General features: G+C 68.5%; 21 protein-coding genes. 11 read left to right on the forward strand and 10 right to left on the reverse strand.

Annotated features, from left to right (window positions below):
* Positions 1-13: 13 nt before the first annotated feature.
* On the reverse strand, positions 14-2,245 hold the full coding sequence (locus TX88_RS01295) for an acyl-CoA dehydrogenase family protein (RefSeq protein ID WP_084621753.1): 2,232 nt from the start codon (positions 2,243-2,245) through the stop codon (positions 14-16).
* A complete protein-coding gene (locus tag TX88_RS01300; protein WP_044514058.1) occupies positions 2,242-3,249 on the reverse strand; it encodes an NAD-dependent epimerase/dehydratase family protein in 1,008 nt (335 codons plus the stop codon). The genes TX88_RS01295 and TX88_RS01300 overlap by 4 nt, the downstream gene beginning before the upstream one ends.
* 119 nt (positions 3,250-3,368) lie before the next feature.
* Between TX88_RS01300 and TX88_RS01305 the strand changes: the two genes are divergently transcribed.
* Positions 3,369-3,959, forward strand: a complete 591-nt coding sequence (locus TX88_RS01305) for a TetR/AcrR family transcriptional regulator (protein ID WP_084621754.1) — start codon at positions 3,369-3,371, stop codon at positions 3,957-3,959.
* 11 nt (positions 3,960-3,970) lie between these two features.
* On the opposite strand, the gene TX88_RS01310 is transcribed toward TX88_RS01305, so the two are convergent.
* Positions 3,971-4,639, reverse strand: a complete 669-nt coding sequence (locus tag TX88_RS01310) for a GNAT family N-acetyltransferase (protein WP_044514059.1) — start codon at positions 4,637-4,639, stop codon at positions 3,971-3,973.
* Positions 4,640-4,994: 355 nt separating this feature from the next.
* Between TX88_RS01310 and TX88_RS01315 the strand changes: the two genes are divergently transcribed.
* Entirely contained in the window at positions 4,995-6,095 is a 1,101-nt protein-coding gene (locus tag TX88_RS01315) for a helix-turn-helix transcriptional regulator (protein ID WP_044514060.1), read from the forward strand.
* A 2-nt stretch (positions 6,096-6,097) separates the two neighbouring features.
* Here the strand turns inward: TX88_RS01315 and TX88_RS01320 are convergent, their stop codons facing one another.
* The 4 genes from TX88_RS01320 to TX88_RS01335 all read right to left on the reverse strand — a co-directional run bounded on the left by TX88_RS01320 (position 6,098) and on the right by TX88_RS01335 (position 9,861).
* Positions 6,098-7,318, reverse strand: coding sequence for a Dyp-type peroxidase (locus tag TX88_RS01320; RefSeq protein WP_044514062.1), 1,221 nt, complete (start codon positions 7,316-7,318; stop codon positions 6,098-6,100).
* Positions 7,311-7,817 (reverse strand): copper chaperone PCu(A)C, encoded by a 507-nt coding sequence (locus tag TX88_RS01325; RefSeq protein ID WP_044514063.1) that lies wholly within the window; start codon positions 7,815-7,817, stop codon positions 7,311-7,313. Before TX88_RS01325 ends, TX88_RS01320 begins: the two co-directional genes overlap by 8 nt.
* Positions 7,810-9,210, reverse strand: a complete 1,401-nt coding sequence (locus TX88_RS01330) for a PepSY-associated TM helix domain-containing protein (RefSeq protein ID WP_044514065.1) — start codon at positions 9,208-9,210, stop codon at positions 7,810-7,812. Before TX88_RS01330 ends, TX88_RS01325 begins: the two co-directional genes overlap by 8 nt.
* Before the next feature lie 108 nt (positions 9,211-9,318).
* Positions 9,319-9,861, reverse strand: coding sequence for a hypothetical protein (locus tag TX88_RS01335; RefSeq protein ID WP_044514066.1), 543 nt, complete (start codon positions 9,859-9,861; stop codon positions 9,319-9,321).
* A 62-nt stretch (positions 9,862-9,923) separates the two neighbouring features.
* Between TX88_RS01335 and TX88_RS01340 the strand changes: the two genes are divergently transcribed.
* The 5 genes from TX88_RS01340 (at position 9,924) to lipE (ending at position 13,443) form a co-directional block, all read left to right on the forward strand.
* On the forward strand, positions 9,924-10,559 hold the full coding sequence (locus tag TX88_RS01340; RefSeq protein WP_044514068.1) for a class I SAM-dependent DNA methyltransferase: 636 nt from the start codon (positions 9,924-9,926) through the stop codon (positions 10,557-10,559).
* Positions 10,560-10,674: 115 nt separating this feature from the next.
* Positions 10,675-11,028 (forward strand): ArsR/SmtB family transcription factor, encoded by a 354-nt coding sequence (locus TX88_RS01345; RefSeq protein ID WP_044514069.1) that lies wholly within the window; start codon positions 10,675-10,677, stop codon positions 11,026-11,028.
* Positions 11,025-11,660 (forward strand): SRPBCC family protein, encoded by a 636-nt coding sequence (locus tag TX88_RS01350; protein ID WP_044514071.1) that lies wholly within the window; start codon positions 11,025-11,027, stop codon positions 11,658-11,660. Before TX88_RS01345 ends, TX88_RS01350 begins: the two co-directional genes overlap by 4 nt.
* A 32-nt stretch (positions 11,661-11,692) precedes the next feature.
* Complete coding sequence (locus TX88_RS01355; protein WP_210742446.1) at positions 11,693-12,202, forward strand: peroxynitrite isomerase; 510 nt, start codon at positions 11,693-11,695, stop codon at positions 12,200-12,202.
* Complete coding sequence (gene lipE, locus TX88_RS01360) at positions 12,199-13,443, forward strand: lipase LipE (RefSeq protein WP_044514072.1); 1,245 nt, start codon at positions 12,199-12,201, stop codon at positions 13,441-13,443. Before TX88_RS01355 ends, lipE begins: the two co-directional genes overlap by 4 nt.
* A 1-nt stretch (position 13,444) precedes the next feature.
* Here lipE and TX88_RS01365 read toward each other — a convergent pair whose 3' ends face one another.
* On the reverse strand, positions 13,445-13,885 hold the full coding sequence (locus TX88_RS01365; RefSeq protein ID WP_044514075.1) for a PPOX class F420-dependent oxidoreductase: 441 nt from the start codon (positions 13,883-13,885) through the stop codon (positions 13,445-13,447).
* A 49-nt stretch (positions 13,886-13,934) separates the two neighbouring features.
* Here TX88_RS01365 and TX88_RS01370 point away from each other — a divergent pair, with 49 nt between their 5' ends.
* Entirely contained in the window at positions 13,935-15,482 is a 1,548-nt protein-coding gene (locus TX88_RS01370; protein ID WP_044518981.1) for an acyl-CoA carboxylase subunit beta, read from the forward strand.
* Between the two features lie 4 nt (positions 15,483-15,486).
* Here TX88_RS01370 and TX88_RS01375 read toward each other — a convergent pair whose 3' ends face one another.
* Positions 15,487-15,972 carry a GNAT family N-acetyltransferase gene (locus tag TX88_RS01375; protein WP_044514077.1) on the reverse strand — a complete coding sequence of 162 codons (486 nt, stop codon included), beginning with the start codon at positions 15,970-15,972 and terminating at the stop codon, positions 15,487-15,489.
* A gap of 58 nt (positions 15,973-16,030) precedes the next feature.
* Here TX88_RS01375 and TX88_RS01380 point away from each other — a divergent pair, with 58 nt between their 5' ends.
* From TX88_RS01380 to TX88_RS01390, 3 genes are all read left to right on the forward strand, one after another.
* A complete protein-coding gene (locus TX88_RS01380) occupies positions 16,031-16,468 on the forward strand; it encodes a DUF4383 domain-containing protein (RefSeq protein WP_044514078.1) in 438 nt (145 codons plus the stop codon).
* A 301-nt stretch (positions 16,469-16,769) separates the two neighbouring features.
* Positions 16,770-17,168 (forward strand): heme-binding protein, encoded by a 399-nt coding sequence (locus tag TX88_RS01385; protein ID WP_044518982.1) that lies wholly within the window; start codon positions 16,770-16,772, stop codon positions 17,166-17,168.
* Between the two features lie 65 nt (positions 17,169-17,233).
* Positions 17,234-19,183 carry a CocE/NonD family hydrolase gene (locus tag TX88_RS01390; RefSeq protein WP_209446941.1) on the forward strand — a complete coding sequence of 650 codons (1,950 nt, stop codon included), beginning with the start codon at positions 17,234-17,236 and terminating at the stop codon, positions 19,181-19,183.
* Here the strand turns inward: TX88_RS01390 and TX88_RS01395 are convergent.
* Positions 19,152-19,745: a class I SAM-dependent methyltransferase gene (locus TX88_RS01395; protein WP_044518984.1), complete on the reverse strand. Its 594-nt coding sequence runs from the start codon at positions 19,743-19,745 to the stop codon at positions 19,152-19,154. The genes TX88_RS01390 and TX88_RS01395 overlap by 32 nt on opposite strands.
* Positions 19,746-19,791: the final 46 nt, after the last annotated feature.

Below are 19,791 nucleotides of genomic sequence, written 5' to 3' on the forward strand. Positions count from 1 at the left end.
CAATGTCGTCTCCTTACTTTCGGGGCAGACCCAGAATCATCTGGGCGATGATGTTGAGCTGGATCTCGGTGGTGCCGCCGCCGATCAGTTCGGCGGGCAGGTCCAGGTACGGCGCCACCACGGCGGGTTGGCTGTCCTGTTCCAGGGCCAGTGGTCCGGTGAGGCCCAGGGTGAGCTCGGCGGCCCGGCGCAACATCACGTTGGTGGCCACCTTGGCGATGCTGGACGCAGGCCCCGGGGCCTGCCCGTCGAGCAGCCGCAGGGTCTCCCGCACCCCGAGCGCCTTGAGAGCGTTTGTGTAGGCGTCGATCTCGCCGATGGCGTGCAACACCGGATCGGGATCCGGGCTCACCGCGACGAGCTCGCGCAGCGCGCCCATCCGGTCGATGTTGACGTAGCCGCTGATCGCCACCCGCTCGTGAGCCATGGTGCTGATGGCCAACTGCCAGCCCGACGCGGGGTCTCCGAGCACCATCTCGTCGGGAATGAAGACGTCGGTGAGGAACACCTCGTTGAACTCGGCCCGCCCGCTGGACTGGGTGATCTGCCGGAACTCGACTCCAGGTGACCGCATGTCGAGAACGAAGTAGCCGATGCCCCGGTGTTTGGGAGCGTCCGGATCGGTGCGGGCCAGCAGCGCGCCGAAATCGGCTCGATGCGCCAACGAGGTCCAGATCTTGTGTCCGTTGATCCGCCATCCACCCTCGACGCGCACGGCCCGGGTGCTCAGGGACGCCAGGTCGGACCCCGCACCCGGCTCGCTGAACAGCTGGCACCAGGACAGTTCCCCGCGCAGCGTGGTGGGCACGAAACGTTCTTGCAGTTCCGGGGATCCGGCCGCCATGACGCTGGGCAGAATCCATTCGGCAATGCCGACCGACGGCCGCACCAGGCCGGATCGCTTGCCGAACTCCTCGTCCACGATGAGCTGCTGGCGCACCGTCGCGTCGCGTCCCCACGGCGCAGGCCAGTGCGGAGCGATCAGTCCGGCGTCGGCCAGCAGGACGCGCCGCGCCCCGACCGCGAACTCCGGATAGTCACCCTGTCGTCCGAAACCGTTGTCGGACAGGGTGAGTGCGCGGTCCAGGGTTTCGCTGACCCGGGCCCGGAAATCGGCGTCGGACTCGCCGAGGTTCACCGTCACGTCCCGCGTGGCGGTGGCCGACAGTTCGCCGAGGTTGCGGGTCCAGCGCGACACCGGGCCGATCGAGGCGGCCAGGCTGGTGGCCCGGCGCCAGTAGAGGTGCAGGTCGTGTTCCCAGGTGAATCCGATCGCTCCGAGCATGGTGAGCGCCTCGAGCACCAGGCCGGGAACCGGCATGACGGCTCTCACCGCGGCCGAGCAGGCCGTCAGCCGGTGCTGGTCGACGTCCGTCGATCCGCCGAGGGCGCGCACCGCATCCCAGGCCGCCGCCGTCGCCAACGCGCTGTTCACCAGCAGCATCGCCGCCTTGTGCTGCAACGCCTGGAACGTCCCGATCGGCTTGCCGAATTGTTCACGGGTGCGCAGGTGTTCGGTGACGGCGTCCACACACCACTGGGTGATGCCGGCCGCTGTCGACGCGGTGAACGCAACGGTCAGCCCGGTGACCAGATCGGCGTCCAGCCCGGTCAGCACGGCAGCGGCAGGCACCGCGTGATCGTGCAGGCGCAGCAGACCCAGGTCCGTGGTCAGGTCGGTGCCGCGGCGCGACTCGACCTGCCCCTCGGCAGGACTCAACGCCGCCCATCGCAGCGCACCGGTCTCGTCGGCGAAGGGCACCACGACGCGCTGCGCCGAGCACATGCCCAGGGTCAGGCCGGTCGAACCGGTGAGGCGCCAACCGTCGCCGGCGGGGTGGCCCGCGATGTCGGACCGCTCGCTGGACACCACGACGGCGGTGGCACCTGCGGCGATCTCCTTGAGCAACGGCTCGGCGTCGGTGCCCTGCAGCGAGGCCAGGGCCGCCCCGGCGACCGCCGTGGTGAGCAGCGGACCCGGCAGCAGCGCCGATCCCGCGGCCTCCAGCACGCAGGCCATGTCTTCCAGCCCGCCACCCTGCCCGCCCACCGCTTCGGGCAGGTGTACGGCATGAAAACCGTTGTCCACCAGTGCGTTCCACCAGGACGGCAGCCGCCCGGCGGCCAGGTCGTCGAGTCCTGCCCGGGTCGCGTCGATCGGTGCGTGCCGTCCCGCGAACTGCTCGACGGCCTGGCTCAGCTGTTGTTGTTCGGGTGTCAGTGCGATGGAGATGTGGGTGGTCATGCGCGCCGCCTGGATGCGAAGAGACTGGAGGTGAAGAATCGTGCGCCCTCGGCGATGGCCTCGGTCGTCGGTCGCGGCTGCCATCCGAGTTCGCGGACCGCCTTGCCGTGATCCATCGGCGACATCACATGCATGAGCCGCACGGTCAGCGGGCTGAGCTGGTTCTCCTTCTTGCGCAGCCGGGCCAGGGGATCGACCACCGCGCCGGCCGCTGCCAGCAGACGGATCGGGACCCCGCGCCGGGGCGCTTCGACATCGACGGCCGCACAGGCGGTTCGGTAGATCTCACGGGCGGTCATGAAACGCTCGGACACGATGTAGCGCTCACCGACCCGACCCCGTTCGCCGGCCAGGATCAACGCCTCGGCGGCATCGGCGATGCCGACGGTCTCGGCAGCCGCGCCGTTGACGTAGAACGGCATCCTGCCGCGCACCGCGGCGGCGACCAGGCCACCGTGCGGCGTCGGCAGCCAGTCGCCGGGGCCGTAGGTGTTGGACACACACATCGCCACCGCGGGCAGTCCGTGCTCACGGGCGTACCGCAGCACCATCTGTTCGGCGAGCACCCGGGTGTGCACATAGTCACCGCCCACGTCGAGCCAGTTGTGCGGCAGATCCTCAGTGGCAGGGCCGGATTCGGCAATGCCGATGGTGGCGATCGAGCTGGTGAAGACGAACTTGCTCAGCCCCGCCTCGACCGCGACATCCAGGACCTCTTGCAGCCCTTCGATATTGGTTCTCCACAGTGGAGCCGGGTCGCTCAGCCACGCCCGGGCGTCGACGACGCAGTAGTACACGACGTCACAATCGTCCATCGCGGCACGCACTGAATCGGCGTCGAAGATGTCGCCGTAGACCCGCTCCACGTCTAGGTCGTCGATCCCGCGGGTGGAACTGGTGCTGCGGATGAGCACCCGTACGTCCTCGCCACGCTCCACCAGTCGCCTGGCGACATGCGAACCGAGGAATCCGCTGGCCCCGATGACCAGTTTCTTTGTTGCCATGCGCCCTTGCGTCCGTCGTTCTCCGGTATTCACGAGACGCTACGTCTCGTCTTGTGGGAGACTACGGTGGGTAGCTTGCCGTGTAAAGATCCGTTCAGAGGACCGACGAGGACGTACCGATGATCCCCACTACCGATGAGGTGACGCCCCCGCGGCGACGCAGCGAGAAGTCGCGGGTGGCCATCATCGATGCCACCCGCGCACTACTGCTGGAGCGGGGTTTCGACGGGCTGAGCATCGAGGCCGTCGCCGCACGAGCCGGAGTCGGCAAGCAGACCATCTACCGCTGGTGGCCGAGCCGGCCCGCACTGGTCGCCGACGTCCTGCTGGAGGACGCCGACAAGATTCTGGCCACCATGCCGCACACCGACGATGTCACCGCCGACCTGGCCTCCTGGGCCGGAACCCTGGCCTCGGCCCTGACCACGAAGCGCGGCAATGCCATGCTGCGCATCCTGACCGCGGCCTCACTCGAGCACGAGGACACCGCCGCACGACTGCGCGCGGGCTTCAGCCGCCCGCTGGTCGAATCCGTGCGCAACCGGCTGCTGGCCGATCACATCGACGCCGACCTGGCGTCAGCCGCGGCCGACGCCCTGCTCGGCGGCGTGGTCTATCCGGTCCTGTCGGAGGGGCGGAACTACTCCCGGCAGCGCGCCGAAGGCCTGGCCCGCATCATCGTCGCGAGCCTGCACAGCCAGACCGGCTGAACGCCGGCGCGTTACGCCCCGGGAAGGGCCCCGGGCGCCCGCACCACCATCGGTACGGCGGGAAAGTACGTCGCCATCTCGGAGCGACACTTACGCAGGGCGGCGGTGCCGTAGCCGCGCTTACGGAAGTCCGGGTGGATCCAGATCCGGACGTTGACCTCGCCGTGGGTCAGTTCGCCGAACACCATGCCGACCTTCTGGTCGCCCTCCAACGCCACGAACCAGGCGGCTTCTTCGGCGTCCACCCGGCCCAGCGCCGCGCGGATCTCGTCGTCGACATCGGCCGCGGGCGCGCCCGAGCCGTCGCCGGAGGCACCGACGTCGGTGGTCCGGGCGACGAAGATGTCGCGGTCGGTTTCGGCGGCGAACGGCCGCAGATCCAGAGACTCACCCGAGGCCGCCGGACGCTCCGACACCGTGAAGCTGAGCTGGGTGTTGAGGTCGTCGAGCTCGGCCGCGATCGCGCGTCGCGAGTCCTTGGTGATCTGCGCGAACGACAACCCCACCACGGCTTCGGCCGCGGCGTGCGAGGTGCCGAGCAGTCCAGCAACCGCGTCGATGGCAGCCGGGCGATCGTCGGCGTCCACGATCACGTCGAGCACTTCGTGGCGCCGGTTGAGGGCGTTGAGCAGAGCGTCGGCAATTTCGCGCCGGGCCGCGGCTTTGTCGTGATCGGTCATACCGCGAGAGTAGATCAGCAGTGTGCGGTCTGTGCAGAGCAACCGTCAGCTCAGAGCCGGTCCATTTCCCGCGCCATCTCCGACCACTCGAAATAGACCAACCTCGATGCGCATTCAAAGGGATGGCGGCCGTGGTCGTGACCGTCGATCTGCAGATGCCACGGCTGATGGGCAACGTTCATCGGTCGTGACGGGGTGGACGAGAACATGGCCGGCCCCCTTCGCTAGCTCGTACCCGCAGACAACCACCCCGCTCGCGCCGATACATCATTCATCCGGTTGATATTGATGTGGATTACTCTGGCGTCAGGGCCAGGCACATGAACTCAACGACGAACGAATCGGGATCCGTGACATGTTCACGGTCGAAGGATTCTCGCGCCTCGTAGCCGGCATCTACGCCGCCGCGATCGCTCCCCAGCACTGGGAGTCCACGATCCGCGACATCCAGCGCACCATCGGCGGCAACGGTGGCGCGCTGCTCACCGCCGAGCAGTCCGTCTGGTCGATCCAGAACTCGATCCTCCCGGCCGGCGCGGCCGCCGGCTATGCCGCCTACTACCACCGGCTCGACGCCCCGATGGCCGCGGTGGAGAAGGGCGCGGTGGGTACCGTCCGCACCGGAACAGAACTGGTCATCCCGATTCGACGCTCGGAGTTCTACGCAGATTGGTTGCACCCCAACGAATTGGAGGACGGCCTGTTCATCCGGCTGTCCCGGGGCTCTCACCCGGCGTGCTTCCTGCTGCACTCCGCGGTGACGTCCGAGCCGTTCGGCACGAGGGAGCGGATCCGGCAGTTCAGCGGCCTGGTACCGCACCTGCAACAGGCACTGCGAGCGCAAGGCGCGCTCGACGGCTTCGCCCACGAGGACGCCGACCTGCACGCCGCACTGGATTCGGTGGACCACGGCATCGTCGTGGTGGGACCGAACGGGCAGGTGCTCAACCTCAACGCGTCCGCCGAGAAAGCCCTGCGCGGCGATGACGGACTTCAGGTCACCGCCGGTCGCATCACGGCGGCCGACGCCGCGGCCAACAGAACCCTCAACCGCGCCCTCAATTCGGCACTGACCGGCACCTCCGACAACATTCGCAGCGGGATCTCGTTCACCGTCCAAAGACCCTCGGATGCAAGGCCGTTCATCCTCCACATCCTGCCGCTACACCGCCTCGAGGAGCCGGACCGGCGTCGGGCGCTGGTGATATTGGTCGATCCTGCCCACGAAGCCGAACCCAGCACGGCACTCCTGCAACGCCTGTACCACCTGACCCGTACCGAGGCCGACATCGCACTGCGCGTCGCCCACGGCGCCGACCCCAAACACATCGCCGAGGACCTGTCGATATCGATCACCACCGTGCGGACGCATCTGCACCGGATATTCGACAAGACCGACACGCACCGCCAGGTCGAACTGGTGCGGCTGCTGCTCACCCTGCATCCGGTGGCCTGAGTTCAGCCGATCAATTCCTGCCCCAGATAGCCGTCGGCTGTCCGCACCCCGCCGGGCACCACGAACACCGACGACCCGATGGCCGTGGTCCACTGGTTGAGCGCATCGAACTGGGCCAGGCGGCGCTGCACCGGCAGGAACTGCTCGTCGATATCGCGTTGGAAGGTCGCGAAGATCAACCCGGTGTTCGAGGTCTGACCGGGCCCCGGCGGATCGTCGTAGTTGTAGGGCCTGCGCAGAAAGCGTTCCCGCGTGCCGCGATGGTGTGCCAGCGCGACGTGCGAGTTCTGCGGAATGACCGGAATTCCGTTGTGCATCAAGGAGAAATCCGGTTCGTCCGCCTCACGGCTCCCGGTCAGTGGAGCCCCGGAATCCAGGGTGCGGCCGACGGTGAACTCCTTGCTCTGACGGTCCAGCTCGTCCCACGTGTCCAGGTGCATGGCGATACGCCGGATGACCATCAGCGTGCCGCCGGCCAGACCCGGGTGCACCGGGCCGGACATCCAGACCAGATCATCGAAGTCCGCGGCGGTGAGGTTCGCGGTGCCGTCGACCTGTCCCATCAGGTTGCGCATGGTGGTGCCGTTCGCGTCGGCGCCGCGGGCATTGCGGAACCCGGCCTGCCGCCAGCGCGGGGTCGCCATGGACCGGACGTTCTTGGTCAGCACCCGGTTGGCGTGGGCCACCGTCACCGGATCATCGGCACAGATCTGCAGCACCAGATCACCGCCGGACCATCTGTCTTCGAGCCGGTCCACGTCGAACACCGGCAGCTCACGGGCCGACCGCGGCCGGGATCCCGCCGGCCCGATCCGGTCGAACAGCCCGATTCCCAGTCCGACCGTGATCGTCAATCTGGCTGGGCGGGTGGCGAGTTCGGGTTCGGTGTCTGCCAGCGCGGGGGCACCGCGAGTCAGGCGGGCGGCGTCGGCCGTCCACAACCTGAGGATCGCGGCGACGGTTTGCCGTTCCGTGCGCCGCGCGTCGGCCTTTGCGCCTTCGTTCAGATCGAATGCCACGAACAGCCCGTGCGACTGCGGTGCGGTGGCGATCCCGCCCTGGTGCGGTCCGTGGAACGGTTCCACGTCGACACCGAAACCGCTTTGCACAGTGGCGGAATGGGCCGCGCCGGACTGGTTCAGGACCGCGCCGCCGGCGAGCGCGGCAGCGCCTCCGGTGAGGAGACGCCGCCGATTGACCGCGAGGCGGGACGGCTCAGCCATGTCCGTGCGGGGACGCCGGCTGATAGTTCTCGTTACCGCCGGCGAAATCCCGCACCTGGGCCGTGACAGGGAGGGACGATCCGTCCTCGAACACCAGCGAGACCGGAACGTCGGCACCGGGCTGCAGTGGCGCCTTCAGGTCCATCAGCATCAGGTGATCCCCGCCGGGGACCAGGTCATGGGTATCCCCGGCCGCGATGCTGAGCCCGCCGTCCTTGGGCCGCATGGTTTTCGACCCGTTGCCATCGCTGACCACCTCGTGCAGTTCCACCATGCCGGCCGCGGGCGAGGTCGCCGAGACGATGCGAACGTCATGGTGGCCGGTGTTCTTGAGCGTGCCGAAGACAGCGGTCATTCCGCCGTCGGCAGCGCTGGCCCATTGCTCACTGACCTGCACCGTCTCGGCCATCTTCTCGTCGTGATGTTGCTCGGTGCAGGCGCCCAGTCCTACCGCCAACGCCAGTGCGGCCCCCGTCAGAACAGCTGCGACCTTAGACATTCGATCGTTCCTTCCACCAGGCCACAGCGACATCGGCCAGCAGGAAAGCCACCAGGCTCAACCCGAACAGCGGGAGGGACCACCCGATGACGGCCGCCACGGCGACGATCGCCACGCCGCCCCAGGGCGGTAGCTGCCGCAGCGCGCCGCGCAGCGGCGCCCGGCCCACGGCCCAGGCCGAACCACGCGTGGGCCTGCGCTGCCACCACATTCGGTAGCCGCGCACGATGACGGTGATCAGCCCAACCATCGTGATCGCCAGCACGATCTGGTTGGCAATACCGAACAGCAGGCCCATATGGGCGTCGATCGTCCAGTCCGTGAGCTTGGCCAGCAACGGCCACTGCGCCAGGTTCACCCGATCGGTCACCGCCCCGGTTTCAGGGTCGACCGCGATCGCGTCGGCACGGGTGGGCCAATCACGTTTGCGCTCGGCGACTTTCCAGGCCTCACCGGCTTCGGCCGGCGGGTACAGCCACATCGGGCCGCGCAGCCCCGCCTGTTCGGCGGTCCGCAGCACGGTATCGGCGCCGCGCACCTCGGACTGGCCGCCGTGCTGCCCGTGGTGTGCCACCTCCGGCGCCGGGGTCCCGGACAGCGCGGTGTCCACGGCGGGCGCCGTGGTGTTCAGCCGTGCCTGGATGCTGTTGACGGTCTCGCCCCCGTAACGGGACCAGGTGATACCCGAAACCGACAGCGCCAACAGGACGGCCACGATCCACACGCCCACCGCACCGTGCCAGGACAGCGTGCGTCGACGGCCCGAGGCCGTCCGGTCGGGCAGAACCAGATCGCGCATCGCCCGGTTCTCCCGGCGCCGCATGACCCACAGGGCCAGCCCGGCCAGTGCGATCACCCACATCCAGCTGGCGGCCAGTTCGCTGTAGTTGCGGCCGAACGCCCCGAGATGCAGGTTGCGGTGCAGCTCGTCGAACCAGGCCCGCATCGGCATCCACTGTCCGTAGGTGGTCAGCGCCCCGCGCACCTCGCCGGTGTAGGGGTCGACGAACACCGTGCGCGAGTAGTCCGGCGGGACGTCCTTGAATTCCGGACCCACCAGCAGGCTGATCTGGGTGGTCTCGTCAGGGGCCGCGGGCGGGCGGATGCTCTCCACCGTGCCTTCGGGATGGGCATGGCGCGCCGCGGCCAGCTGGTCGGCCAGCGGCAGCCGCTCGGTCCCGACCTGCGCGACCGTCAGCTCGTGCCGGTAGACGAAGGTGTCGATCTGCGGGATCAGCGCGTAGAGCAGACCGGTGACGGCCGCGATCAGGATGAACGGACCGACGAATACGCCGGCGTAGAAGTGCAGCCGCACCAGAAGTGGGCGGATGGAGTGGGACTTGACGGGCGGAGGGGACTCGTCGCGTAGTTGATCGTCAGGGGTGATGGTCATGGAAATGCCTTCGCGGAAAAGATCTTGAGAACACCGGAACAGTGCGCGCGGGCGCACAAACGGGTAACAGCCCGTCAGTTCGACGGGCTCAGAATGAAGAGGTGGGCGTCAGCCGACCGTGCCGGGCACCGCCGGCGGTGCCCGCATCCCCAGGCCGGCGTGCAGCAGAACAGGCCGCGCCACAACCACATTCGACGGCCACCAGAGCTCACGCACCAACGGGCGGATCCGGGCGGTTGCGAAGATCCGCAACCAGGACAGCACCGAGGCGCCGACCACGAACAGGTACTCGGCCATGCCGATCACCAAACCGAGGCCCACCGCGGCCGCGGCGTGCATCCCGATCATGGGTGCGGTGAGAAGCGATGCCCCGTGATGGTGCCCGCCGGACATCGCCAGTGCGAAGTGACCGAGTAGCTGCCCGGCGCCCAGGCCCGCGATGAGCAGACCGGTCTTGACCGGGGGCGTCTGCGGGTTCAGGCCACCCACGGCGGCACCGAGCGCCGCGCACAGCAGCAACAGCACGATGAGCGGGCTGCTCGTCGGGGCCATCCCGCCGGCCGCGGTGTGTGCGACCGTTGCGGTGAGTGCCGAGCACGCGCCGACCAGACCACCGCGCAGACGCGCGGCGTGCTTGGCTGACGTGCTCACCTGCGGAACCTTACCGTGCGGCCTGAGCTGGGCTTCCGGCGTCGGGCCCTAGAGTTGGCGCGGTGGGTGGCCGGGCATATGAGCAGTACGACGTGATCGCCGACGAGTACGCCCGGACGTTCGCCGGCGAGTTCGAATCCCGCCCCTTCGATCGTGCGGTCCTGCGGTCCTTCGCGGACCTGGCGGTCCGGTCCGGCGGTACGAGCGCCCTCGATGTGGGATGCGGGCCCGGGGAGGCCGCCGCCGAGCTGGCTTCCTGCGGGTTGCGCACCGAAGGTGTCGACGGATCCGCGGCGATGATCGCCCTGGCCAGGCAACAGTGGCCGGAGGTGCGGTTTCACACCGCCGACATGTTCGACCTCCCGTTCGAGCCGGGGACCTTCGATGCGGTGTGCGCCTGGTACTCGATCATCCACACTCCCGCCGAGGCACTGCCTGAGCTGTTCACCGGGTACCGCCGGGTCCTGACCGATCCGGGCTGGTTGCTGCTGGGTTTCCAGACCGACGGCGAGACGGCGGTCTACGACCACGCGTTCGGCCGGGATGTGGCGTTGACGTTCCTCCGCCACGACATCGCCCCGGTATGCGCGGCGCTTCAGGCATCGGGCTTCACCGTGTACGCGACGACCAAGCGGGCGCGTCAGGCGCAACTGGATGAACCCACCGCCCAGGCCATGGTCATCGCGCACACGTCGTAACCGCGAGCGACCCCAAATGGTCGCAGTTTCGCGGCGTGTTGCGTACAGACACGGTCGGTCGCGGTGCAAGGTTCAGTCTTGACTTATATAAGTAACAACTTCTACTCTGGGTCCCGTGCACGCCTTCGACATCCTCGGAGACCCGGTGCGCAGGCGGATCCTCGAGCTCATCCAGACGGGTGAGATGTCATCCGGTGCCATCACCGACGTGATCCGAGCCGAGTTCGAGATCAGCCAGCCTGCGGTTTCGCAACACCTCAAGGTGTTGCGGGACAACGGTTTCGCGAGCGTTCGAGCTGAGGGCACCCGCCGGCTGTACAGCGTCGACACCGCGCCGCTGCGCGAGGTCGACCAGTGGCTGGAGCGGTTCCGGCGCAACTGGACACCGCACCTGGATGCCCTGGCGACCGAGATCGCGCGCGGCAAACGTGAACGAAGAAGAACCACGAACAAGGAGGCTTCCCCGTGATCGACGTCCAACACCAGCTCAACGCAGTCCGCCGCAGCGTGGGCCGCAAGACGTTCGAGGCCCGTGAGGCGCGCGTCGTGAGCGTCAGCCAGACCTACGACACCGACGCCGCCGACCTGTGGGATGCCTGCACCAGCATCGAACGGATCCCCCGCTGGTTCCTGCCGGTCACGGGCGACCTGCAGCTGGGAGGCCGTTTCCAGCTGGAAGGGAACGCGTCCGGCGAGGTGCTGAGCTGCGATCCGCCGCGCTCGTTCACGACCACATGGGAGGCCATGGGGGCGACCAGCTGGGTCGAGGTCACCATCACCGCCGCGGGTGAGGACCGGGCCACCTTCACGCTGGACCACATCATGCACTCCGGCGACGACGACGAGTTCTGGTTGCAGTTCGGACCGGGAGCGGTCGGAGTCGGTTGGGACTCGGCACTTCTCGGCCTGGCCGGATACCTCGTTGGCGGTGACCGCATCACGCCGGAGGAGGGCGCGGCGTGGGCGGCCGGCGAGGAGGGCCGTGGCTTCATGACCACGGCGAGTGAACTCTGGTACCAGGCGGACCTGGCGGCCGGCGAGGATCCGGCACAGGCCCGCGCCGCGGCAGATCGCACCGCCGAGGCCTACACCGCGAGCTGACCTGGGCCGACGCGACGCGATGGGGCCCAGCCATGCCGCCGCCGTACCCTGTCGTTGTGCCCGACCTCCACCCGAACCTGACCGTGCTGGCTCCGCTGCTCGGTACCTGGGCCGGTCCCGGCGCCGGTGAGTATCCGACGATCGAATCGTTCGAGTACCTCGAAGAGATCACCTTCGGCCACGTCGGCAAGCCGTTCCTGGCCTACAGCCAGCGCACCAGGGCACGCGACGACGGCCGGCCGCTGCACGCCGAGACCGGATATCTCCGGGTCCCGGCACCCGGCCGGGTCGAGTGGGTGCTCGCGCATCCGACCGGCATCACCGAGATCCAGGAGGGCACGGTGCGCGTCGTCGACGGGCGCATCGACCTCGACCTTTCCGCGACCACCATCGGGCTGACCGCGTCGGCCAAAAATGTTGCGGCACTGTCGCGTTCCGTCCGGGTCGCCGGAGACCAACTGACCTACGACCTGCAGATGGGCGCCGTCGGACAGCCACTGCAGCACCACCTTTCCGCGACCCTGACCAGGAAGAGCGAATGAGCCAACAAGCGCCGACCGGCAAGATCGCCCTCCCCTCCGACCTGGACGCCGTCACCGACATCGGCGACGAGGACCGTTCGGAGATCGACCCGAGGGCCGTCGAGCGGATCTGGGAATCCGTCCGGTACTGGTACGGGGCCGGCCTGCACCCGGCCATCCAAGTGTGCTTGCGGCGCAACGGAAAAACCGTGCTGAACCGCGCGATCGGCCACGGCTGGGGCAACGGCCCCGACGATGCGCCGGACGCCGAGAAGATTCCGGTCACCACCGCGACCCCGTTCTGCGTCTACTCGGCGGCCAAGGCGATCAGTACGACCGTGGTCCACATGCTCGTCGAGCAGGGACATTTCTCCCTCGACGACCGGGTCTGCGACTACCTGCCGAACTACACCAGCCACGGCAAGGACCGCACCACGATCCGGCACGTGATCACCCACAGCGCCGGCGTGCCGATCCACACCGGACCGCGGCCCGATGTCACCCGCGTGGACGACAGCGAGTACACCCGTGAGCAACTCGCCCTGCTCAAACCGGTGTACCGGCCCGGCCTCGTGCACATCTATCACGGTCTGACCTGGGGTCCGCTGGTCCGTGAGATCGTCTCGGCGGCCACTGGCCGCAACATCCGCGACATCCTGGCCGAGGAGATCCTCGACCCGCTGGGGTTCCGGTGGACCAATTACGGCGTTGCAGCAGAAGAGGTTCCGCTGGTGGCACCCAGCCACGTCACGGGCAAGCCGCTGCCCGCACCGATCGCCGCGGCGTTCCGGGCCGCCGTGGGCGGGACGCTGGACCGCATCATCCCGCTGAGCAACACCCCGCTGTTCCTGACCAGTGTCATCCCGTCGTCGACCACCGTCTCCAACGCCGACGAGCTGTCCCGGTTCGCCGAGATCCTGCGCCGGGGGGGCGAACTCGACGGGGTCCGGATCATGAAGCCGGAGACGTTGCAGGCCGCGACGGCACCGGCCCGGCGGATGCGACCGGATGTGGCAACCGGGCTCAAGCCGATGCGCTGGGGCACCGGATACATGCTGGGCGGCAAGCGTTTCGGGCCGTTCGGCCGCAATACCGAGGGCGCGTTCGGGCACACCGGGCTGGTCGACATCGCGGTGTGGGCCGACCCGCAACGCAGCCTGTCGGCCGCGGTCGTGAGTAGCGGAAAGCCCGGGGCACACCGGGAGGCCAACCGCTATCCCGCGGTGCTGGACCGGATCGCGGCCGAGATTCCGGTCGGCTGAGTCAGCGCAGCTTCTCCCCGTACGCCCGATCGACGGTCAGCCGCATCAGCACCCGGCGATCGGACACCATCACCGACCGGTACTCATCCCAGTCAGGGTGCTCCCCCGCCGCGCTGCGGTAGTAGTCGACCAGGGCCTCGACCTCGGGGCCGTGCGGATCGGTACCCGGGCCGGTCAACGTCACCGGCCCTTCGGCGGTGGCCCAGGCCCAGCCGTCGGCACTGGTCACCTCCAGCGCCGCGCGGGGATCGCGCCGCAGGTTGACGGTCTTGGCGCGGCCTTCGGTCATCGAGACGTAGATGACGCCGGCGGCCCGGTCGTAGAACGGTGTCACCGGTGACAGTTGCGGGATCCCGGATGCCTTGATGGTGGCCAACACGCCCAACCGGGCCTCGGCCAGGAGTTCGTGCGGATCGAACGGGTTAGATGAGGTGGCGGTCACATGTGTGCGCAACCTCCGACCGCACGCCCGCTATTCCAGGAGCCTGCCGATGCCCGACGAACCGCTCCGCGACGATCTCGCCGAACTGCTGCGCCGAAGGGCGTTGACGCAGGACGCGGGCCGGCCCGATGCCGTGGCCCGCCGGCACGCGGCAGGGGGCCGCACCGCGCGGGAGAACATCGCCGACCTGGTCGACGAGGGATCGTTCGTCGAGTACGGGCGGTTCGCGATCGCGGCTCAACGGCAACGTCGCGCCCTCGACGATCTCGTCGAACGCACGCCCGCGGACGGTCTGCTGGCCGGGACCGCACGGATCGGCGGCGCCGCGTGCGCGGTGCTGTCCTACGACTACACCGTCCTGGCCGGTACCCAGGGCGCCCTGGGCCACCGTAAGAAGGACCGGCTGTTCGAGATCATCGAGCGGCTGAAGCTGCCGACGGTGTTCTTCGCCGAAGGCGGCGGCGGACGCCCCGGCGACACCGACATTCCGACGGTCTCGTCCCTGGAGATCCGCGCATTCGCGTTGTGGGCGGGGCTGTCCGGCGTGGTGCCGCGAATCGCTGTGGTCAAGGGCAGGTGCTTCGCGGGCAATGCGGTGATCGCCGGTGCGGCCGACCTGATCGTCGCCACCCAGGACAGCTCCATCGGGATGGGTGGGCCCGCGATGATCGCCGGCGGCGGCCTCGGGGATGTCGCGCCCGACGACGTCGGCCCGATCTCGGTGCAGGCGCGCAATGGTGTGGTCGATGTCGTGGTGGCCGACGAGGCGGACGCGGTCGCGGCCACCCGGACCTTGATGGGTTACTTCACCGGGCCGGCCGAACCCGGCCCCACTGCCGACCAAACAGCCCTGCGCACAATGGTTCCCGAACGCGCCCGGCGCGCCTACCCGGTCGCGCCGATCATCGAGACGCTCACCGATACCGGCTCGGTCACCGTGCTGCGGGAGAAGTTCGCCCCGGAAATGGTGACGGCCCTGGCCCGCATCGACGGCAGGCCGGTGGGCATCATCGCCAACAACACGACGGTGATGGCCGGTGCCATCACGGCCGCCGCATCCGACAAGGCCGCCCGGTTCCTGCAGCTGTGCAACGCATTCGGCCTGCCGGTCGTCTCCCTGGTCGACTGCCCCGGCTACATGGTCGGCCCGGCCGCCGAGGCCGAAGCCCTGGTGCGGCGCGGTTCACGGCTGCTGATCGCCGGTGCGGCGCTCACGGTGCCGCTGGTCGCGGTGATCCTGCGGCGGGGTTACGGGCTTGGGGCACAGGCGATGTGCGGGGGCAGCCTGCACGAGCCCCTGCTCACGGTGGCCTGGCCCGGTGCCCACCTTGGCCCGATGGGCCTGGAGGGAGCCGTCCGCCTGGGCCTGCGGAAGGAACTGGAGGCCATCGCCGACGAGGACGAGCGCGAGCAGGCCGTACGGGCCGCCACCGCGGCGGCCGAGGAGAACGCACGGGCCCTCAACTCCGCCACGCTGTTCGAGATCGACGATGTCATCGACCCGGCGGAGACCCGGGGGCTGATCGCCGCCACGCTGGCCGCGGCTGCGGAGCACGAACGTCCCCCGGCCCGTTCACGGTTCGTCGACACCTGGTGACTCCTCACAGCTCCAGGTACATGATGTGCAACCCGACCAGGCCCTGGGTCCGGGACCGGTAGGCCCTCGGCACCGTGCCGATGATCCGGAAGCCCAGGTCCTGCCAGAGCGCGACCGCCCGGGTATTCGTCTCGACCACGGCATTGAACTGGATTGCCCGGTAACCGTTCTCCCGGTGCCAATCGATCACCCACCGCGCCATGGCCCGGCCGGTGCCCCGCGCCGACGAGGCCGGATCGACCATGAAGCTCGCGGTGCCGACGTGGTCGCCACGGCCGGGTTTGTTGGGCCCCATCCGCGCGGTGCCGACGATGGCCCCGTCGACCACGGCGACGATGGTGTGCCCGGGCGCGGGAGCCGGCCAGAGCTCTTGGATCTGCTCGTCGGTCAGGTCATCGGGGTATGTGTAGCTTTCGCCGTCGGCGACGATGGCCCGGAAGAACGGCGCAATCTCGGCGATGTCATCGGCCGTGGCGGTACGGATCTCCACGTCCTGACCATACGGCCGCATCGTTGACTACACGCTGTAGTAGACGTAGCGTCCCGACATGCGCAGGTGGAGTTTCGCCCAGTGGGGACTGCTGATCATCTCGCTGTTCCACGTGGTGCAGGCAATCATCGGTTTCATTGCCGAGCCGAGTTTCGCGATCGGCCCCGACGCACCGACCACCCCCATTCTCGGCATGGACTACAACGGCTGGCATGCGGTGGCCGGCCTGGCATTGTTCGGGCCCGGCCTGGTGTTGTGCCGGCGAAAATCCTGGGCCGTGCTCTATCTCCTCCTGGCCGCGGTGGCCGGAGCCCTGCCGGGAATCTGGGCGTTCTTCTCGAACCAGGTGGCCTACGTATTCGCCTTCCCCAACAACACCACCGACGCCGTCGTGCATCTGGCAACCGCTGCGGTGATGCTGGCCGTGGCAGGTGTGCAGATCTACCGCGATGGCGGGCTGCGCAACTCGCTGTCCGGGCTAACTCTCAAGCGATGAACGGATCAGTTAGCTGAGCGTCTCCCGGATAACGATTCGGTCACTACATCGGGCGCCGCAGATCACGATCAATTAAGAATGGCGTCCGGTCTCTGAGGCATTTCAAGATCAATGCCCGCAATTCGGCGGCATTGAGGCGTAATTCACGGCGCAGGCGGTAACACCACCACACCCGTCACAGCCGTTTCACAGCGCAGATGTTTTGCTCGACCTCATCGCGGTTACTTTCGAATTCGGGCCGGGGACAGCGATCGAGAATCGCGAACCGATGAGAATCCCAGAATCCCAAAGGAAAATGATCATGAAATTCACTGGTATCACCGCACGCCGCGGAATTGCCGGCGCTTGCGCCGCCGGCCTGCTCGGCGGGGTGGCCGCGACAATGATCGTCGCGCCGACGGCAGCCGCCGCACCCGACTGCAGCGCCAGCGGGGTGGCCGGCACAGTCAGCAGCACCACCGGCGCCGCGCGCGCCTATCTGGACAGCCACCCGGGCGCCAACCGGGCCGTGACCACCGCGTTCAACCAGCCGCGTCCGCAGGCCGCGGCCACGCTGCGCGGGTACTTCACCGCGAACCCGCAGGAGTACCACGACCTGCGGGGCATCCTGGCGCCCATCGGGGACACGCAGCGCGCGTGCAACGTGACCGGACTGTCACCCGAACTGGCCTCGGCCTACTCGGAGTTCATGGCCGGGTAGTCCGTCGGCACGATGTTCGGCCCACTGGATACCGTGGTGCCAGGCCGACACGTCAAGGAGGACGGATGGCGAACCAGTGGCAGACGGTCCGAGGCAACCGCGGCACCAAGGTGGCCGGACAATCGGCGGCACGCGCCCGTAAACGCAACCCGTCACCGCTCGAACCGGCCTGGACGGCCCCGGCGGCCCGCTACGGCGTCGGAGTCCACCACAACGTCGCGATCCGCGCCTCCGATGGCACGGTGCTGCGTGCCGACATCCACTATCCGACGGTCCCCGAGACCGGCGCGCCGGCAGTGGGACCGTTCCCGGTGCTGCTGTCCATCACGCCCTACGGCAAGAAGGCCCCGCCACCGGCCGCCCAGATCGGCGGCGGGGCCACCCCGTACCTGATCCGGCGCGGCTACATCGAGGTGATGGCCGATGTGCGGGGCACCGGGGCATCGGGCGGCTCGTTCGAGATGCTTGGCGCCGTCCAGGTCCAGGACGGTGTCGATCTGGTCAATTGGGCTGCGCGGTTGCCGAATTCCAACGGCAGGGTCGGAATGTTCGGCATCTCCTACCTGGCCATCAACCAGCTTCTCACCGCCGCCGCGGTCGGCCCCGACTCACCGCTGAAGGCGATCTTCCCGGTGATGGCCGCCAACGATTTCTACCGCGACGTGGTCACCATGGGCGGGGTACCGCACATGCGCACGGTGCGGGCCTACGGCGCGGTCTACTCACTGCTCAACGTGGTCAACCCGGCGCTGGAGTTCGCCAAACGCGGCGCTCATGAGCGGCCCCGGGTCGGTGGCCTGGCCGCGGTCCGCCAGCGCGGGCGTGACCAGCGCCAGTACTTCCGCACCATGATCGGCGACGCCACAGCCGGCGGGGACACCGCCTTCGACGGTCCGTTCTGGGACACCATGCGGGCCTCGGACGTGCTGCCCGACATCGCCGAGAACAAGGTCGCGGTCTTCCTGGTCGGAGGCTGGCACGACGCCTTCCAGCGCGGCGCCCCGCTCAACTACGCCGCGCTGCAGAACGCCTACACGGGTAGACCGACCAACGCTCCGATGGAGCCCGGCCAGCCGCTCACCGACCGGGTGCAGTTGATCATGGGCCCCTGGTATCACGTCTCGGATCTGGACGGTCTGCATCTGCATGCGCTGCAGCTGCGGTGGTTCGACCGCTGGCTCAAGGACGACGCCGATGCCGCGGTCACGGGTTCGCCGATCCGCTTCCAGGCCATCGGCAGCAAGGCCTGGTTCCAGGCACAGGACTATCCGTTCCCCGAGGCCACGCCGACGCGGCTGTATCTGGCCGAGGGCGGGCACCTCGCCGCCGAACCGGCCGGTGAGCAGACCGATGCCATCCTGCGCTACGCGGTGCGTGGTCCGATATCGGGTCGCAGCCTCGAGCAGTGGACCCTGGGGATGGGCAGCTTCATGGCCGGCCAGGCGGGCCGGCGAATCCGCTACGACCTGGACAACCGCCGGCTTCAGCGAGAGGCCCTGACCTACACCACCGCCGAGTTCACCGAAGCCCAACTCATCGCGGGACCGGTCACTTTGACCGTGCAGGCGACGGCCGACAGCACCGAGACCCTGTGGGTGGCACACCTCGACGATGTGGCACCGGACGGGGCCAGCCGACCGCTGACCCAGGGCGCGCTGCTCGGATCGCACCGGGCGCTGGATCCGGAGAAGACCTGGTACGCGCCGGACGGAACGGTCATCCGGCCGCATCACGTGAGCACCCGCGCGGCCGCCGAGCCGGTGGTGCCCGGTGAGCTGACCCGCTACGACCTGGAGATCTTCCCCACCGGGGCGCTGATCGAACCGGGCCATCGGCTACGGCTGACCCTGACCACCTACGACTTCCCCCACCTGGTGCCCACCCAGCCGGCCCGCCAGGCCCTGGCCGGCGGCACCTACCGGATCCGGCAGGGCGGAAGCGCGCCGTCGAGCCTGCTCATCCCGCTCGCCGACCCCGCGGCGTTCACGCCGGACGAGTCGCCCGGAGATACGTAAGCCTTCCGGCCAGCCGGATGTGCCCGGATCCCACCACCGCGCAATCGAATCCGGCATCCTCGAACAGCCGGGAGAGGGCGTCGCCGCGCACGTCGACGACGTGCAGGCTGCCGCCTGGCCGCAGCACCCGGAACAGCTCACGGGCGGCCGCGATCTTGGTGGCTTCGTCGAGGTGGTGCAGCATCATCGACGACAGCGCCCGGTCGAACTCGCCGTCGTCGAACGGCAATTCCTGGGCGTAGGCCCGGGTGAACCCGATACCGGTCATGCCCTTGGCTTTTCGTTCCGCCCGCCGCAGCGCCCGTGGATCGGGGTCCGTCCCGACGATGTCGGCGCCGGGACATGCCTTCTTGGCGCGGACGGTGAGGTTGCCTGTTCCACAACCTATTTCGACGACCCGCTGGCCGTCTGCGATTCCGGCCTGCGCGACCAGGTCGCGGTAGGCGGGATTCATCCCCAGGATCCGCGTCAGGAGGTCGTAGCCGGGCAGGAATGCGTCATGACCCGCGGCAGGCAGGTAGTCATGCCGGTTCTTCAGGAGATGTGGACGATGTTCGGTCATGAATTCCATGATTCATCGGATCGGGCAAGGATAGTTGGGCGAAGAT

Origin of the sequence: Mycolicibacterium septicum DSM 44393 (assembly GCF_000455325.1) — a bacterium.
Lineage (GTDB): Bacteria > Actinomycetota > Actinomycetes > Mycobacteriales > Mycobacteriaceae > Mycobacterium > Mycobacterium septicum.

Excerpts from the sequence above, each read along its gene's own strand:
- TX88_RS01295 (WP_084621753.1), bottom strand. The coding sequence starts at position 2,245 with ATGACCACCCACATCTCCATCGCACTGACACCCGAACAACAACAGCTG.
- TX88_RS01300 (WP_044514058.1), bottom strand. The coding sequence starts at position 3,249 with ATGGCAACAAAGAAACTGGTCATCGGGGCCAGCGGATTCCTCGGTTCG.
- TX88_RS01305 (WP_084621754.1), top strand. The coding sequence starts at position 3,369 with ATGATCCCCACTACCGATGAGGTGACGCCCCCGCGGCGACGCAGCGAG.
- TX88_RS01310 (WP_044514059.1), bottom strand. The coding sequence starts at position 4,639 with ATGACCGATCACGACAAAGCCGCGGCCCGGCGCGAAATTGCCGACGCT.
- TX88_RS01315 (WP_044514060.1), top strand. The coding sequence starts at position 4,995 with ATGTTCACGGTCGAAGGATTCTCGCGCCTCGTAGCCGGCATCTACGCC.
- TX88_RS01320 (WP_044514062.1), bottom strand. The coding sequence starts at position 7,318 with ATGGCTGAGCCGTCCCGCCTCGCGGTCAATCGGCGGCGTCTCCTCACC.
- TX88_RS01325 (WP_044514063.1), bottom strand. The coding sequence starts at position 7,817 with ATGTCTAAGGTCGCAGCTGTTCTGACGGGGGCCGCACTGGCGTTGGCG.
- TX88_RS01330 (WP_044514065.1), bottom strand. The coding sequence starts at position 9,210 with ATGACCATCACCCCTGACGATCAACTACGCGACGAGTCCCCTCCGCCC.
- TX88_RS01355 (WP_210742446.1), top strand. The coding sequence starts at position 11,693 with ATGCCGCCGCCGTACCCTGTCGTTGTGCCCGACCTCCACCCGAACCTG.
- lipE (WP_044514072.1), top strand. The coding sequence starts at position 12,199 with ATGAGCCAACAAGCGCCGACCGGCAAGATCGCCCTCCCCTCCGACCTG.
- TX88_RS01370 (WP_044518981.1), top strand. The coding sequence starts at position 13,935 with ATGCCCGACGAACCGCTCCGCGACGATCTCGCCGAACTGCTGCGCCGA.
- TX88_RS01380 (WP_044514078.1), top strand. The coding sequence starts at position 16,031 with ATGCGCAGGTGGAGTTTCGCCCAGTGGGGACTGCTGATCATCTCGCTG.
- TX88_RS01385 (WP_044518982.1), top strand. The coding sequence starts at position 16,770 with ATGAAATTCACTGGTATCACCGCACGCCGCGGAATTGCCGGCGCTTGC.
- TX88_RS01390 (WP_209446941.1), top strand. The coding sequence starts at position 17,234 with ATGGCGAACCAGTGGCAGACGGTCCGAGGCAACCGCGGCACCAAGGTG.
- TX88_RS01395 (WP_044518984.1), bottom strand. The coding sequence starts at position 19,745 with ATGACCGAACATCGTCCACATCTCCTGAAGAACCGGCATGACTACCTG.